The organism is Pseudomonas sp. D1-1 (assembly GCF_051132225.1).
Lineage (GTDB): Bacteria > Pseudomonadota > Gammaproteobacteria > Pseudomonadales > Pseudomonadaceae > Aquipseudomonas.
Genome location: NZ_CP071676.1, coordinates 3068539 through 3084603, shown reverse-complemented (window position 1 = coordinate 3084603; position 16065 = coordinate 3068539). Strand labels below are relative to the sequence as shown.

The window sequence follows — 16065 nt, the reverse complement described above, 5'->3', positions numbered from 1 at the left end:
CGCCGTCAAGCAATCAGTGAGCGGTTGCGACTGGCCGCTGGATTTGCACTGCCTCGCTTGTCGGGGAGGCGGTTTCCCTTGGGGCCTTGAGCAATCCGGACCTCACGCTCAGGTACGTCACGAGTGTCATCGCGTCGGCGCCCTGGAACGCGATGTACCCGTCAGGACGAATCAGCATCAGCGTGCCTTCGCTGGCGTGATAACGCTTGTGCAGCCTCCAGTCGGGGTCGAGCAATGTCGAGTGCCATGCCGGCAGTTCCGCGCTGTTGAGGGCGTCGACCACGCAGTAGGCCTTGATGCCCGGATAATCTTTTTCTACTGACTCGGCCAGTGCATAGTGGCCTGGCAAGATGGGAGAAAATTGATCCGCCGCGGTGAAGATCAACAACGTGTACGTCCCGTGGAACAGGTCGATCAAGCGCGCCGGCAGCGCCCCTTGCTGTTGCCAAAGCTCGACATCGGGTGCCAGTTGCCCCGCGCGAGGCACCGGCGGCTGGAACGCCGTCCGGGCTCCTTTCCTGGCCCAGTTGCGGCGCTGCTTTTTCGTCAGCGCCTCCTGGATGCAGTCACTTTTGGCGTAGTGGTACTGATGGCCGGAGATCATCGAGGGCAGTTTGCGCTGGACCTTGGGCCTGCTGCTCAGCAGTGGCAGGACGTTATCTCGCAGCCACACCAGGGCCCGTTGCCTTACGGTGATCAACCCGGTCAACCGATGCGCGGTCTTCTCGACTTCCAGGGCCACCGGATAACGTTCCTCGTTATAGCTGTCGAGCAGTGACGGATCCGCCAGGCCTTGATCGACATAGGCGATCTTCCACGCCAGGTTGTAGGCCTCGGAAATTCCCAGGTTCATCCATTGGCCGCCGATCGGGCTGCCGATATGCGCAGAATCGCCGACCAGGAACACCGAGCCCTGCTGCAATGACTGCACCCGGCGATGCTGGAAAGAGGCAATGGTGGTGGAGGAGATGTTCGACAGGGTCATGTTCTGCCCACGTCCCTCGCACAGCCGCTGGAAGTTCTCCAGGCTCAAGGAGGGGCGCTCGCCTTCCGGTGGCAAGTCGTAGGGCATCTCGATGAACAGCCGATAACGCGATTGTGCGCTGATCGGCGCAACCGCCACGTACCCATCCTGCGCGCCAAGAAAAAAAGCGCCTTCGTCCTTGCTGCCGGACCACTCGATGTCAGCGTCGGCGAGCATGAAAAAACGATCGTAGGACGATCCCTCGAAAGTCATCTCCAGGCGTTTTCGGATGTTGCTGCGAGCACCGTCACAGGCCACTGCCCAGCGGCTGGCGCAGGATTCCTCGCGACCGTCGCCATGACGCAGCGTGACCCGTACGGACTCGGGCTGGTTCTCGATGTCCACCAGCTCGGTGTTCCATTCGACTTCCACGCCCAGCTCAGTCAATCGTTCCAGCAGGATCTTTTCCGTTTGCGGCTGCGGCAGGCTGAGGAGCAGGGGATAGGTAGCATCCAGGCAGGAAAAGTTGTAATTCAGTACCCGCCGGGCGTTGGACTGCACCGAAAACTGATTGATGGTAAAACCATCGTTGATGGCCTGGTCGGCGACGCCGAGGTCGCGGAAGATTTCCAGGGTCCTGGAATGGATCGCCATCGCCTTGGTCGCGGTGGAGGGACCGGCGTTTTTCTCGATGATACGAAAAGCGACGCCCCATTTCTGCAACATGATCGCCAGCGACAAGCCGATAGGGCCGGCGCCTACGATCATTACCGCCGGCGCCTTGCCCGGCTGTTTGTAATGCGCGGGGACAAAAGTGCTCAGAGTATTCATCTGTCAGTACCAGTTTCTATAGAAGGGAGAGTTGGCAACGCTGAGCAGGGCCTCGTCGCCTGACGAGTCGCCATAGGCATAGACGTAGAAATCTTCAAGGTTGCCGACGCAGCCTTTGAGGCGCCTGACTTTCTCCCCATCGACACAGTTGGCTCCCGATATGCCCCCGGTCAGCTTGTTCCGGGCCGTCGCCAGGCGGGTGCCGCACACGTAGTCGAAACCAACTGCCTGCCCCCACGGGATCAGGTAGTTCTCCGGCGAATTGCTGACCAGCGCCGTGACGTGTCCCATGGATTGATGCCACTTCAGCCGACGCAGCGCTTCGGGCCTGAGCCAGAGCGGCAGCTGTTCACTGATGAAGTACCTGGCATGTTCGCGCTCCTGCTCGACGCTCAGGCCTCCCAGATAGCAGGCGATAAACGCCAGTCGCGCCTGCATCAGCGGTGTGATTCCCAGGATCACGCTGAGCATTTTTGGCAGCAGGGGGATGATCCTGAGCCAGAAGGGCCGGGTTCCGACGATAAAACGCATGTAGCGCCAGAAGGTATGCCTGTCGGTCAATGTGCCGTCGAAATCGAAAACGGCCAGCACCGGTCGCGTGTGATCAGCGTGCATGAATCTCTTCCTTGAGCGGGACAATCTCGATGTTCCTGGGTAGTTTGAAGGCGGAAAGGTAACGGGCGAGCAGGGTGGATACGCTGTTCTGGCTAAGGTCTGCGCTACCTTCCACAGACAAGTGCAGTACGTTGATGGCTTTATGGTCCGGGACGATGTAGGCCTTTGCCCGCACTGCACCGGGATGCTTGAGGGCAATGGACTCGATTTCTTCCAGGTCGATCATCTGCGCTTTGATTTTCGAGATGCGCAGGCGCTGGCAGTAGAAAAATACGTGCCCGTCGTCGTCCTGCCAGACCAGGTCGCCGGTGTGGAACCAGCCGTCACGGAAAAACCGGGCATTTATCTGCGGCGCATCGTCATAGCCCGGGATAACCATCGGGCCGCGTACCAGCAGCTCGCCGATACGCCCCACGGCCACGTCGCGGCCCTGACCATCGACAATTCGCAACTCGACACCACTGATCGGTTGGCCCATCGCACCGCGATGCACCTCGCCGACCGAACTCTGGACAATCACCGGCATGCTTTCCGTCAGTCCGTAGCCTTGCAATACAGGGCCGCACCCCAGCAAATCGCCAAGCTTTTGCGCTTCATCCGCCGGCAGATGGCTGCCGCCGGAATAAATCATCAGTTGCGGATGCAGCGGCAGCCGTGGGCCCTTGCGTTTGGCCAGTCGGGTATTGAAGTAGCGGATGACATCCGGCACCAGGCAGGCAAAGGACACCTGGTGCTCGGACAAGACTTGCGCCAGGTCCCTGTTGAGCAGGCTGTTGGTCATCAGCAGCGTAGCGCCGATGCTGAGCGGGAAAACCATCATCACGGACAGGCCGAAGATCGCGTACAGCGGCAGGGTCACCAAGTGGACCGACCCAAGGCCTTGAGGGTGGAACTGCTCGTGCAAGCCATCGCTTGACTGCGTCAGGTCCAGATAACGATGAGAAACAGCCAGCGGCATGCCAACGCCCCGATACGTGAACTGTACCGAAACGACCGGGTTGCCTTCAGGCAGCGACAAGGGCCAGAGCTGATGCGGAAGATCAGAGGCTGCCGTTGCGTGTTCGGGCAACGACAACGGCTGCTCATCGGCGGTGCGGACGACGAGGCAACGGACCGACTGAAAGACTTCGCGGTGTTGCTCGAACAACGAATCGGTCGTGACGGTCAATGCGGGCCCGGCGAGGCCCAGCACGTTGCTCAGTTCGTACGTCGTCAGCTTGTGGTTGAGGATGACGGGGATAGCACCATGGCCAATGATCGCCAGATAATACGCGATGAAATCCACCCCATTGGGTAAGACAAGCGCAACTTTCTCTGCGGACGACACCCCAAGGGCATGGAGCAAACCGTTGCACGCTTCGGCCTTGTTCAGCAAGTCGCGGTACGTGAAGGTTTCTTCCGCATCTAGATTCCTGATAGCGATGGCGTCGGGGTGCAAATCCGAAAAACCAACAAAGCGATGCAGGAAACCTTCTTTACAGGTAGGGCTTTTCATTCCACCAACCTCTCAATCCTTGAAGTCATGGCCAGATAAATAAGTACTGCAGAGGCAGGCTAATTTTTCAGTTGAGCTTTATGTAGTTATTGTTCCGATACCAGTCCAGCGTATCGGTCAGGGTTTCAGTAACCGGGCGGAACGCGCATTTCAGTTCACTTGAACTTTTGCTGTGGCTGAAGTGAGTCCTCCCTTGTTCCTGCTCAATGAGCTTGACCGTGGAAGTACTGATAAGCACCGGCTTTTTAGTAACCCGGTAATAAATTTCATAGGCAAAAGCAATAAGACGCAGCATGAACAACGGAACAGGCCGTTCCGGTGCCTTTATCCCGCTGACGTTGGCCAATGCCCGAAAGATAGTCTTCATGTCCATATGATTGCCGGCAGCCAGATAACGCTCTCCCGATCGGCCACGTGTTATCGCTGCGATTTGATGTTCCGCCACGTCACGGGCGTCCACGACTGAAAAACTCCCGGGAAGAACCCCCGGCAACTTTTTTCCTACGAAATCCAGCAGGAACTGACCTGACGAGGTAGGACCGATGTCGCCTGGGCCAAACATCCAACCGGGTAAAACCATCGCCACGAACATGTCCGGATGCAGCGACAAGAACTCCTGAACCTTCTGTTCAGACAGGATCTTGCTCAAGTAGTAATCGTCTGCCTCGGACTCGTCGCGCGACATGGTCTCGTCGATTACCTGATCGCGGTTTCCCTTGAGGACCGCGATGGAGGAAGTGTGGACCGCACGGCGAATGCCCGCGGCATAGGCGGCCTGCAACAACCGCTCGGTGCCGGTTACATTGGTATCGTAGAGCTTTTGCCAATGTTTTCCGCCTTTATAGCTGTCGCGAAAATAGGCCGCTGTATGAAACAAGGCATCACAGCCTTCAAAGGCATGGCTGAATGCATCAACATCAAGCATATCGCCCTGGACAAGTTCGACGGGCAAACCGTCGAATTGCTTCTTGGCTTTTTCAATGGAACGTACCAGCGCCTTTACTTTGATGTCTCGTTTTAAAAGTGCATGGACGACATTGTTCCCAAGCAGGCCTGTAGCACCTGTAACAAAGGCATATTCCATTAAAATCCAGCTCCTGTGAGATAGCCTGCTCGTGCAGCTTCGTCGCTGAACAGGCGTTGGATGACCCAACGGCGCCAGTAAAAACCATTCGGTATCTGGAAATCAAGCGGTATTTCACTATCGAGTGAAAGCCGAGGTGTCTGGGGCGGGCCTGAGACGCAATGTCTCAATGAGTTCGCCAGGCTGATGACGCCATTTTTCCGGCATGTGAGCGGTTTTTTCCCCAAAGGGGGCAGGGCAGTGGTCGCTCTGAATCCGTTGCATTTCGATGAAAACCGTCACCTTGCTGTCGTCCGATCCAGCCAAAAATAGGCGGCGATTACATGCCAGATTTAAAACTTTAAATGCAAAGGACGGGTACGGATGGTAAGGTGCAAACAGCTGATTCACTGAACTGTTTGATCTAGTTACAAACAAACATATTGGGCCAAAGGAGCCGAGGGCGTGATTAAAAAAAGATTAGGTCGCGAGGAAAGCCAGCAAATAACACGAGACAAGTTATTTGATACCGCCACTGACCTCATGATCAAAAAAGGCTTTCACGCCGCCAGTGTCAATATTATCTCTGAAGAGGCAGGTTATTCGAAAGGTGCGTTCTTTTCCAACTTCTCAAGCAAGTCGGAACTGCTCCTGCAACTGACCCAGCGTTTCAAACGGGTTGAAATAGACCGCTTGGGCGAGACGTTGGCCGCGGGTTATACCGCAGAGCAACTCGCGCACGGATTGAACGCCTACATCGATACACTTAAAAACAATACGAACTGCGCCATCCTCGACGCCGAAATGCAACTGATCGCGTTACGCGATGAAGCGTTCGCAAAGCATTACTACGATCTGCATGAAGAAAACAGCGAGGCGCTGGGCAAGCTGATCACTATCATTTTCAACCATGCCGGCAAGAAACCTCCGTTGGCATACGCAGCACTCGCGAAGACTTTCACGGCGCTGTCGGAGGGTTTGATATTGCAAGGACATAAAGATCCAGCGGCGGAAATCAAACTGGTGCTCAATTCGCTCATTGAAACGGCGGAGCCATTGTAGGAATGCAAGCTGGTCAAGCAGTCGGCGATCAGCGTGAAGCTACCGCACGAAGCGTTGGCAGGCCGGCTTTTTCGGAGCGTCTTGAGCCAGACGGTCCGGGTTCAGGTTGCGGGGAAAGCCAGAGCTGCCGTGAGTATTGAAAAGGAGCCCGGCATGGCCGCCAAGGCGAAACATGTTGTTACGCATAATGTATATTATGTTAAACGAGATGTTTACGTCCGACGTTTAGAATCCGGATCCGCCAGTACCAGTACCCGGAAGTGAACATCGAAATTTTTGAGACCTAAAGATCGAAATTCAGATTTTTTGCCCGATTTTGGATCTTACCTTCAATGCAACGCCTAGCAAATTTGTTGAGCAGTATGGTCACGTGGTTTAACCGTCTTCGGATTTCCCCACTAATGCCACCGACAGCTCCAATACGCGAGCCTGACTACTCATCAAGTTTTGCTCGAGTTTTGCAACCTTAAGCAGATGCATCTGGTTATCTGCGTGTCTTTGCTGAAGTACCTGCTTTTCGAAATACTCAATGTGCCTCTCACGTTGTTTTATATCATTCTTCATCTTTTCCGTTAGTTCTAACAGCTGCACATTTTCACACTCCGCTTTAACCAGTCGTGCGGTAAGGTTCGTTATGACCTCCTGATTTTGCAAGTTGTTTTGAGTCGCTCGTGTCAGCTCAGCTCTGAGTTCGGCGCAGGCATTTGTTTCGATCTCCAGACTTCGAAGCGCTCTAATTTTCTCCTTGATGTTCGCTGCCCATCTGCTTCGAAGTCTTTCTTCAATCTCCTGAATTTCGTTGAGTTTTTTGTTTGCTTCAGCATTTGCAGCTTTGATTAGTTCTTTGTAAACCGACAGAAATGCTGTTCTGATCTGATCTGGAAACTGAGCGAGCCGTTCACTAGGAGAGAGATTTTCCTTCTCTACCAAAGACGCTTCTCTAAGAAACTTTGAAATGGTCGTGTATGAACCATAACCCGTCTGATTTCGTACAGCCTTGATGGTTATTTTAAGGCCTTGTTTTTTTAAATCGGCAACAGCGCACATGACTTTTTCTAATGTGAGCACATTTGATTTAGGATTTATCATGCTGTTCCCTGCCCTTACAATTCGGATTTTGGAGATGGCAACTGGCAATTATAACTCTCATGGTGAGCGTCTTTCGTGCGTTTAGTATCGAATCGAGCTAATCTAGTGATCCGTTGCAGCGGAGTCAGTCCCATGGCAGACCCTTTTACAGAGGCAGAGAAACCGACACCTTTGGCCCGGAAACCAACGGAATACCTAACCCGGGTCAGCATTGAAAATCTTAGCCCGCTCGGCGTTTTCTTGCTTGCTAAGGAGGGTTTCGCGTTGAGCGACGTTTACTCAATGGTTTCGCTTTCCGAGCTTTACTTGTCATGGAACGTCATCAAGCGGATCGTTGGTAAGCCTAGCCGAACGATGCAAGGTAAAAACGATAAAACCACGACTGGTCGACTTGGCGTTTTTGAGAGTGCGATAGCCTTTCAATACGCAAAGGTTCTCGAACACGCAATGACTGTTTTTGGCACCCTGCGACTTGCCGAGGAGTGGCTTGCCAAGCCCTGTAGATATTTGGACGGTAACATCCCCCTTGATCTGGTGGGTAACCCACTCGGATTTCAAGCTGTCGAAGACTACCTAGAACGAGTCGAACTGGGGGTCTATCAATAACGTGCCGCTTTGGTCTGGATGCCTGGCCGGTGACGAAGGGCTGCAAGCTATCGGGCGCCTTTCTTCCCTTCCCTTCCTTTCTTGGTCAGCTCCAGCAACTCGGACCCCAAGGTTTCAACCTGAACGGAGGTTCAAGGATCTTTCTACGCAACGGATGAAGACTATAGATACTCCTTTCGGAGGTAAGGTGCAGATAATCCCTGATGTCTAGGTCAGTCCACCCATTTTCATTAGCCCAATCTGCAAGCATTATGTCAATCAGCAGCTTCTTAATAAAATAGAAAATCTACAGGATCAGAATTCACATCTAAAAGGTCATATAGCGCAACTCAATGATTAACACTTCATCAAAACGCCAAGATCGGAAGGCTCATGTTTTGCTGCTTGCGCTGAGATTGGCGGGGTATAATTCAGGGCTGAATTAAAAGGGTTAGGGAGGCATTCATGTCTGTCGCTAAGGATATCTCTAAGCGTATCAAACACATGCAGAAGGGCAAGCCATTTACTAACGCAGTGTTCGCAGAGGTGGGATCCCGTACCTCAGTTGATAAAGCGCTGTCACGGTTGGTGCAGAGCGGCATTTTAGAGCGCATTGCTCGCGGCATCTATATGCGCCCTAAAATTAGCGCGTACACTGGTAAGAAGGTTCGAGCGAATCCAATAGCAGTCATGGAGGCAGTCGCAAGGAGCAGGGGCGAGATCATCCAGGTCCATGGTGTAGAAGCTGCTCGCAGGCTAGGAATTAGCACTCAAATGCAGGTTCTACCGACCTATTATACCAGCGGATCGACACGTGAAATTAAGATTGCTAACGCGGTGGTGCGGTTGCGTCATTCATCTTGGCAACGTCTCCAGCAAGCTGGTAGCCAAGCAGGCCTAGCTTTGACCTACGCCGGTTCGATTCCGACCTCGGCCTCCACTATCAAAAACCCCGTAGATCAACGATCTACGGGGTTTTTTGTTGTCTGAGAAATTTTTGCGAAATTCACGGATCAGAAGAAAAAGATCATCGGCACTATGTTTGCCATTCAGCCAGATAGTGAGTATTGGCCTGATGTTGTCGAAATCGAGGATGACGATCCGCGCCACATCGCATTCCTCAATCCGCCACCGATTGTGGTTGTAAGTGATCCACTAGAAAAGCTGAAGGCCTTTCTCCTGGCAAACCCTGACGTCGCTGAAATTCTGCAATAGTTTTCAATATAAACAAATGTGGAGGCCTATGTATCGGTCATTAACTCTCATTGGTTATCCTGACTTGATGGCGTTAAATTTGTTGTCGGCTATGAATGAGTTAAGTGCTGGGCGTATTTTCAGGTTGTAAATCATATGCTCTAATTTCCCGAATCCTATGGATATAGGCAAGGCAATCAAAACCATCATTGAAAGTGATATTGAAAAATTCGCGCCAGCACCTCTCATTGCTAGGAAAATACAATAGATCATAGGAAGATGAATTAAGTAAATTCCATAAGAGTAGTCGCCAAGTTTGTTGATTGCCTTCTTGAAAGGTTTCGATTTTGCAAAGAAAACAATTGCACAAACACCAAGTGCGCACACAGTTGCTTGATACCGCACTGATAGGAAAAAGCTTCCTGAGGCGGCAATTATCAATAGGCCCGAGAAAGCTATTTTATTATCGTTTGACAATAGTACTCTAGAAAGAAAATATCCGCACATGAAATAGATATTCATGGGTGAAAAAATAATGTCTTTGAGCGAGGGCGCGTGTATGTCTAGCTTTAGTCCCATTTGGGTGGTGAAAATCACGACAGCAAGCCAAATCAAAATAGATCCATCTATCAGAGATTGCCTACCTTTCAAAATAACCATCAACAAAAGTATTAGTGAATAAAAGAAAATTTCGTAGATTAATGTCCAGTAAGGAATCTGAAATGAGCTGTTGAGTGTTCCTGTTGGAATTAATAGCATCGAAAGTGAGTCAGTGTTGAGGCTTGGTGTTTGAGTAGAGAATAGGTATAAAATAACGAATGACAGTGCGACGGCTGAAAAGTAAGCGGGATATATTCTGAATGCTCGATGCAATAAAAACTGCAAAGGTTTTTTCTCTGTTTGCATGGCAATAACGAATCCTGAAATGATAAAGAATACGTATACCCCGATGCCACCGAAGTTATAGCCCCTGAAACTCATCATTGAGTCTCCAGTGGTTTGTCCTGCAAAAAAAATAGAATGTTGCATAAAAACGAGTGCCGCAGCTAGCCATCTCAGGGACTGTATATTCTGAAGTGTTAAGTTGTTTCCCATTTGCGAAAAGCTTCCTTGTAGGCTTCGAGTTGATTTAAATCATCGATTTTTTGTCAGTGAAAACAAAAGCTAAGGATTATACACGCTCGGGTTTGGCGCCGCCGCAAAAATAGAATTGCGGCTTTACCAGTTAGATTTCCGTGGTTACACGAAAGTTTGTAAACATCTCAACCCGCCATTGAACGGGTTTATTGTTGCCTGGAGAAAAGCATGATCGTCACTGAAAGAGATCGTAACATCCTTGCCCAGACCCTGTGGGGTGAGGCTCGCGGCGAAAGCCTGGCCGGCCAGATCGCTGTGGCTTGTGCGATTCGCAACCGAGTGTTTGACGGCAAGACCAACTCTTGGTGGGGGGAGGGATACGCCGGCGTGCGCCAGAAGCCGTACCAGTTCAGCTGCTGGAACAAGGGAGACTTTGTCTGAAATTTGCCGAGCCTCGCAGACCTTAACGAAGCATTTGGAAAAAAAGCGTTCCGCAACCTAAAAGGCGGCCCAGTAAAAACGCGGGGTTCTAGCTTATGAAAATCAGTAGCTTGCGGAACTGGAATAGCACTCCGATTGGCCATGCTTGCCTCCTTTCTGATGGCGCGATGGTATCAAAAGAAGTGCGGCGGTGGACACGAGCGTTTCGAACTTAACGGCCAACGTGCGAGTTGAAGTGACCGCTTCTGGCCGTTAGCTGACACCCTGCGATCAGTCTTTTGGACTGCTTGATGCAGATTTTCTTCTAACTCGCGGTTTGCGCTTGGCCTCGGGCAGCTGCCGCAGCTGTTTCAACTGCTGCTCCAAGGTTTCAGCCCGCGCGAGTTGTGCCGCGGCGCGCTGCATTGCTTGACTGAGCTCGTCCTGGGCCGACTCCAGTTTTCGTTGTAGGTCGTCATTTTTTCGACTCGCTACTTTGAATTGGCTTACTGCGGCTTTGCCCTCTTCCCGGGCCCGATCAACCTCTCTGTGAGCCCGATCTTCAAATCCACGCAAATAGTTCTCCTGTGTGATTCGCTCCTGCTCGACCGTGAGTCGCAACGCCTGTAGTTCCTGCTGCAATACCTGATTGTACTGCTGGGCTTCGCGGCGCTCGTGCACCAAGCTCTCCCGTTGCTGCTGCAGATCCTCGATCTGCCTCTGACGTTGAGAAAGAAGAAGTTCCAAGTCAGCCAAACGTAGCTCCATAGCCTGACGCCCAGCGACGGCGTCGGAAACTTGCTGGCGCGCTTTGGCCATGTCCTGACGCGCTTGATCTTCCGCCGCCGCAATCCGTTCACGTTCAGCATCGAGCACTTGCCGCTGCTCGGTCAAACCCCGTTCGACGACGCCCTGCGCCAGTTGAATCGCCTGCTGCCATACCGCGACAAAGGCCTGCGACACCTCGCCGGGAAGTGCCGGCAGGCGGGTCTCGCCGTTCAGCCGTTCAGCAAGGCGCGCCCACCAATGGTCAAGCAAACCGCCGACTCGCGCAGGGCTGCCGCGTCCCAGTTCCAGGCGCACACGTTCGACCGTCGGGCGTTCACCGCGCGCCAAGACGGCATCCGCCGCGGCAAACACGTCGTTTTCCGGCACCCCTACTGCCATGACTCATCTCCCGCTATATTAGGTCTGATAATAGAATGTTATCCGACCTTAATTTCTATATAGTGGAATTATCATACGTTGAACGTATTGAATATTACAGATCAATTGACCTTGGTCGACGAAACGCCGTTGGACCTGCAATCCTTGGCGCTCCACGCTCAGGAAGCAGCGGCGGCGTTTATTGCCGCCGGCACCGCGGCAAATACTGTACGCAGTTACCGCAGCGCCCTCGCCTACTGGTCGGCTTGGTTGCAGCTGCGTTTTGGCCAGGCGTTGGGCGATGCGCCCCTTCCCCCAACTGTAGCCGTGCAGTTTGTCCTCGATCACCTAGCACGGCCGTTGGCAGGTGGCGGCTGGGCGCACCTATTGCCGCCCGGCATCGACGCCGCCTTGGTCACCGCCCGGGTCAAGAGCAAGCTGGGACCACTGGCGTTCAATACCGTCAGTCACCGCTTGGCGGTACTCGGTAAATGGCACCGAATCAATGAGTGGGACAGCCCGACCGAAGCGCCGGCTTTAAAAACACTGCTGCGCGAAGCACGCAAGGCACAATCGCGCCAGGGCGTGAACGTGCGTAAGAAAACCGCGATCGTGCTCGAGCCATTGCAGGCGCTGCTCGCCACCTGTGACGACGGCGTGCGCGGGGTTCGTGATCGCGCGCTGCTCCTGCTGACCTGGAGCGGCGGCGGTCGTCGGCGCTCGGAAGTGGTTGGACTGCAAGTGGACGATGTTCGCCGACTGGATGCCGACACTTGGATGTATGCCTTGGGCACCACCAAGACCGTTACCGGTGGCGTACGCCGTGAGAAGCCGCTGCGCGGGCCGGCGGCAATCGCATTGGCCGCTTGGTTGGCGGCGGCACCCGCAAGCAGTGGACCGCTATTCCGTCGCCTGCACAAAGGCAACAAGGTGGGCGCTACAGCGCTGTCGGCCGATCAGGTCGCGCGCATCGTCCAGCGCCGAGCCAAAATGGCCGGACTGGAGGGGGACTGGGCTGCGCATAGCTTGCGTTCTGGCTTTGTAACCGAAGCCGGACGGCAGGGAGTGCCGCTCGGCGAGGTGATGGCCATGACTGAGCACCGTAGCGTCGGCTCGGTAATGGGCTATTTTCAGGCAGGCTCGTTGTTGGGCAGCCGAGCCACTGAGTTGATACCTGCTGTCGCCCCGACAGAAGAGATTGGGATAACTGGGAAAAATTAACGCTTTCCACTATAACGGAAAACAAGTCAGCTCCTTCCTCGTCCTGCCCCACATTTCTGGCCATAGCTAAGTTGAGTCGTTATGCATCAACCGCAGAGGAAAAACGGGCATTACGGGCATCCTTAAGTGAATCCCACGCACCGATGCCATCGCAGAAAAGTTTGATCTTTTCGTCGGAGGGGCGAAGGAGTTGTACGCCAGGCATCCCTTGTTTGAATATCTCCGCGAAATCTTGTTGCTCTGCCCGCCCATTTCCGGGCTGCCAGTATGCAAGGTAGAAAGTATAGGAGCGTAGATGAATCGCCCTAAGGGTCTTTTGCCCAATTCCATGGGCTCGAAATATCACATGCCCCAATCTATGTATTGACGGGTCAATCACGACCTTCGTTTGCGGGTCGCCATCCTTGCTAGTCTCGCTCTCAGAAATTACTTGAGGATGTACGAGGCGGACGAAAAGTTGTATTGAGCGGCCCATTCGAAGGTCAGCGCCTAAAATATACGGAAGAACGCATTTAAGGGCGCCGCGGTCAGGTGAATTGTGTATCCGTGCGGAATTGTAACTCATTTTCAGTAGCCACCTTTTGAGAAGGTGGTAGTCGTATTCGAATACGACCTCTGCGTAGCGCTCCACGATCCTGGTGAAAGCAGAGTCGAAAAGCCTGCACATATAATCGTCGAGCGTGGAAAGCGTGACATTGTTGCAATACGCGCATACATCACGTATTTGTGGTTCGTTTGAAATTTCGCGCTGTAGCCTGCTTAGCCAGAAAATGTTTTTTGTCTGCTGGTTGACAGCATGGAGCCGCCTGTGCAGGGAGGTTGGCCATAAATGCTCCTTCGTTAAGGGGCCTGGTTGACGGCAGTATTCACAGTTTGGCATCGAAGTAGAGCCTGAAAGAAATAAGGCAGAATTTAGCAAACAAAATTACTGATTGAACAGGCCGATCACTAAAATATCGGTTCGGTAGCCTAAAGGTAGAATATCTGAACGCGTCCACACTAAACGACAAGCGTTTTTAACTTAGAGTGAGGGTCAGCGTGGTCTCGTTGCGGAGTGCATATGATCATCAGAGCTCCCCCCAATCCATCGCGAGCTATTAAAAGTTTCTCAGAGGGGATCCGACAGCTAAAACGGAATTTGTACGAGGCTTTCCTCAAGACGGTCAAGCCGCGCCGGCTTGGGAAATAGACCGTTTCAGATCTACAGATTACAAAAAAGTTGGCCCCCTCAGAAACGTAGTACTCTAAGCGCGCTAAGATTGTAAAAAATACCAGTACCGCCTCACGATAGGTCCAGCAAGATACAAAAGAGGGCGCGGAACTGCCTAAGGACGCCAACAACGAAAAATCTTGACAAATACTTCCAGGGGACGGCCAAACATTATAGCGAGCCTTCATGCAAAGAAGAATATAAGCCGTCGCTACAGAGCACATTGGTCTTATAACTAACTTTCCATCAGGATAGTCTGCTATCTTACACATATCGCGACAACAATCGGCGTGTTTCCCCAAGTACCGTTCTTTTACGCGAATCAATATTTCAATTTGCGAGTGCAATCTCAGATGGTCTCCCAAAGCAAATCTTGAAGCGGCCATATATAAACGACAATGCAGGTAGGTCCTGAAGCTTCCAACACAAGTGATCGGAGGCGAGATGTATTGACGACCCGAGAGTTTTTCCGGACTATGCATATTGAAGAAACGTTCACACGGCCCTGAAAGCTCAGCACGCCCCAACTCTGACTGATAATAAAGTTCGCTATAGCCAGGCTCACGGGCATGGAAACTGTAAATTTCTTGATACCATCGAGCTTGGGCTCTTCCGAAATGCTCTAACGCAATCGCAAGTCCAGGTGCGCGACGCTTTTTTATTTCATCGCGAAGTCCCATATCTTGAAATCCGCAGGTGCTGCAGATCCCAATTGTATTAGGTATGGTTTGACAAGTGGTAAATCCTTTCAGGAAACGCTGTCGGCAGGTAACGCATGCCAAGCTTAGCGCTCGTTTATGTAAAGGACACATGCGATGAAATTGGATCGAATTAAACACGGAGTGGTAACCAAATTTCACGCATTCAGCGCAGAATCTTAGCGCAGATGCTGGACTACTCAGTGCGATCGCAGGCGCATACTTCCATGGCAGGTGATGCGCAATCTCGTGAATTTCCCTCTCTAGACATTCTTCTATCTTATAATTGATGAGCAGGCGGCCGCTTTCGCCATTTGTCCAAAGCCCACCAAGGTTCCTTCGAAGGTCGGCTAACTCTATAAAATTACTGTGGGAGAGTTTCAAGTAGATGGACAGAATAGACTCGTAAGGCATTGGACCACACTCGGGATAGAATAAGGTTCTCATCACCCCCCCTTCCAGTCAGTAATTTTTCTGCAGAACTCCTTGAAGTTACTTTCACGCACTGCTTCTTCAACTAGATCCGGAGGCACCACAAGAGAGCAAGAGTCGTCACACCCCAAGATCACGAATAGATAAGCAATAACTTGCGCAACGTGCTCCATCGGCAAGTTATTCACATAATTTCCAGAGGAAACGCGAGACATTTCCCGCCATACATCGCTCGCAAGGTTTGTAATTCTAAAGCCATCCGCATAAGCCTTCGGAAGCACATTTCTTGTGAAGCCATGACTAAAAGGTTTTTCCTCTAGGTTGTCATCATAGAGACGCATTATCTGCGTAAGTTGCGCCGCTGTTGTTACGCCATATAAAGGACGGATATCGGACAAAAATCTCCCAATTATATGCCTGTCATCGTTGCGAAGAAAATCTTCTGCAACTTTTTCTATGGATGGCATTGCAAACGATATAACGGTCAGTGTGAATTTGTCAGCCCGAAGCTTATTGTAGATATCAGCAAGTTGCTTAAAGTCACCGATCGATAATCTTGAAAGCTCATCAATAAGTAGCACTATTTGCTTCGCGTGTCGCGCCTCGGCTCTAGTCTTAAGTCGCTCTACCAACATTGATTGACGCTGAATAAATGTAGCTCGCGCTTTGGGAGTAATACCTTCCTGTTCAATAAGCTGATGCACGATTGAGGAGTAGCGAGGCGATGACGCATCCTTGTTCGTCGCGGGTATCATAAAAACGTAGATATTCGGAAACCGCTTGGGTATTTCTTCAAGGAGCGCTTCACAACACACAGTTTTACCAACTCTTGGCTCTCCGGTATAAACAACACCTGTTTTCCGCATGAGCACCTTGAAACAGGCGTTTTGAACCACTGCAAGCAAAGCAGGTGTGTTCAGCCTGTACTCTCTACTCAAAATTGGGTGAGAATGATCCATCTTC

General features: G+C 52.0%; 13 protein-coding genes and 1 pseudogene. 6 read left to right on the top strand and 8 right to left on the bottom strand.

Annotated features, from left to right (window positions below):
• Window positions 1-13 precede the first annotated feature (13 nt).
• The 4 genes from J3P86_RS13890 to J3P86_RS13875 all read right to left on the bottom strand — a co-directional run bounded on the left by J3P86_RS13890 (window position 14) and on the right by J3P86_RS13875 (window position 4989).
• Window positions 14-1795 (bottom strand): FAD-dependent monooxygenase, encoded by a 1782-nt coding sequence (locus J3P86_RS13890; RefSeq protein ID WP_434631042.1) that lies wholly within the window; start codon window positions 1793-1795, stop codon window positions 14-16.
• 3 nt (window positions 1796-1798) lie between these two features.
• Window positions 1799-2410 (bottom strand): HAD-IB family hydrolase, encoded by a 612-nt coding sequence (locus J3P86_RS13885; RefSeq protein WP_434631045.1) that lies wholly within the window; start codon window positions 2408-2410, stop codon window positions 1799-1801.
• Window positions 2400-3905, bottom strand: coding sequence for a class I adenylate-forming enzyme family protein (locus tag J3P86_RS13880; protein WP_434698189.1), 1506 nt, complete (start codon window positions 3903-3905; stop codon window positions 2400-2402). The genes J3P86_RS13885 and J3P86_RS13880 overlap by 11 nt, the downstream gene beginning before the upstream one ends.
• Window positions 3906-3972: 67 nt before the next feature.
• On the bottom strand, window positions 3973-4989 hold the full coding sequence (locus J3P86_RS13875; protein ID WP_434698188.1) for an SDR family oxidoreductase: 1017 nt from the start codon (window positions 4987-4989) through the stop codon (window positions 3973-3975).
• Between the two features lie 444 nt (window positions 4990-5433).
• Here J3P86_RS13875 and J3P86_RS13870 point away from each other — a divergent pair, with 444 nt between their 5' ends.
• Window positions 5434-6030 (top strand): TetR/AcrR family transcriptional regulator, encoded by a 597-nt coding sequence (locus tag J3P86_RS13870; protein WP_434631054.1) that lies wholly within the window; start codon window positions 5434-5436, stop codon window positions 6028-6030.
• Window positions 6031-6405: 375 nt separating this feature from the next.
• Here J3P86_RS13870 and J3P86_RS13865 read toward each other — a convergent pair whose 3' ends face one another.
• On the bottom strand, window positions 6406-7167 hold the full coding sequence (locus tag J3P86_RS13865) for a DNA-binding protein (RefSeq protein WP_434631056.1): 762 nt from the start codon (window positions 7165-7167) through the stop codon (window positions 6406-6408).
• Window positions 7168-7251: 84 nt separating this feature from the next.
• On the opposite strand from J3P86_RS13865, the gene J3P86_RS13860 reads away from it, so the two are divergent.
• The 3 genes from J3P86_RS13860 (at window position 7252) to J3P86_RS13850 (ending at window position 8919) form a co-directional block, all read left to right on the top strand.
• Entirely contained in the window at window positions 7252-7725 is a 474-nt protein-coding gene (locus tag J3P86_RS13860) for an antitoxin Xre/MbcA/ParS toxin-binding domain-containing protein (protein WP_434631059.1), read from the top strand.
• Window positions 7726-8169: 444 nt separating this feature from the next.
• Window positions 8170-8694: a DUF6088 family protein gene (locus tag J3P86_RS13855; protein ID WP_434698187.1), complete on the top strand. Its 525-nt coding sequence runs from the start codon at window positions 8170-8172 to the stop codon at window positions 8692-8694.
• A 48-nt stretch (window positions 8695-8742) separates the two neighbouring features.
• Window positions 8743-8919 carry a hypothetical protein gene (locus tag J3P86_RS13850; protein ID WP_434698186.1) on the top strand — a complete coding sequence of 59 codons (177 nt, stop codon included), beginning with the start codon at window positions 8743-8745 and terminating at the stop codon, window positions 8917-8919.
• Between the two features lie 54 nt (window positions 8920-8973).
• On the opposite strand, the gene J3P86_RS13845 is transcribed toward J3P86_RS13850, so the two are convergent.
• Entirely contained in the window at window positions 8974-9993 is a 1020-nt protein-coding gene (locus tag J3P86_RS13845) for an acyltransferase family protein (RefSeq protein ID WP_434698185.1), read from the bottom strand.
• Between the two features lie 210 nt (window positions 9994-10203).
• On the opposite strand from J3P86_RS13845, the pseudogene J3P86_RS13840 reads away from it, so the two are divergent.
• A pseudogene (locus J3P86_RS13840) lies at window positions 10204-10407 on the top strand (cell wall hydrolase); the annotation flags it as partial.
• Between the two features lie 279 nt (window positions 10408-10686).
• Here the strand turns inward: J3P86_RS13840 and J3P86_RS13835 are convergent.
• Window positions 10687-11562, bottom strand: coding sequence for a DNA-binding protein (locus tag J3P86_RS13835; protein ID WP_434631078.1), 876 nt, complete (start codon window positions 11560-11562; stop codon window positions 10687-10689).
• Window positions 11563-11640: 78 nt separating this feature from the next.
• On the opposite strand from J3P86_RS13835, the gene J3P86_RS13830 reads away from it, so the two are divergent.
• Window positions 11641-12762: a tyrosine-type recombinase/integrase gene (locus tag J3P86_RS13830; protein ID WP_434698184.1), complete on the top strand. Its 1122-nt coding sequence runs from the start codon at window positions 11641-11643 to the stop codon at window positions 12760-12762.
• A gap of 2354 nt (window positions 12763-15116) precedes the next feature.
• Here J3P86_RS13830 and J3P86_RS13825 read toward each other — a convergent pair.
• Entirely contained in the window at window positions 15117-16061 is a 945-nt protein-coding gene (locus J3P86_RS13825; protein WP_434631083.1) for an ATP-binding protein, read from the bottom strand.
• Between the last annotated feature and the right edge of the window lie 4 nt (window positions 16062-16065).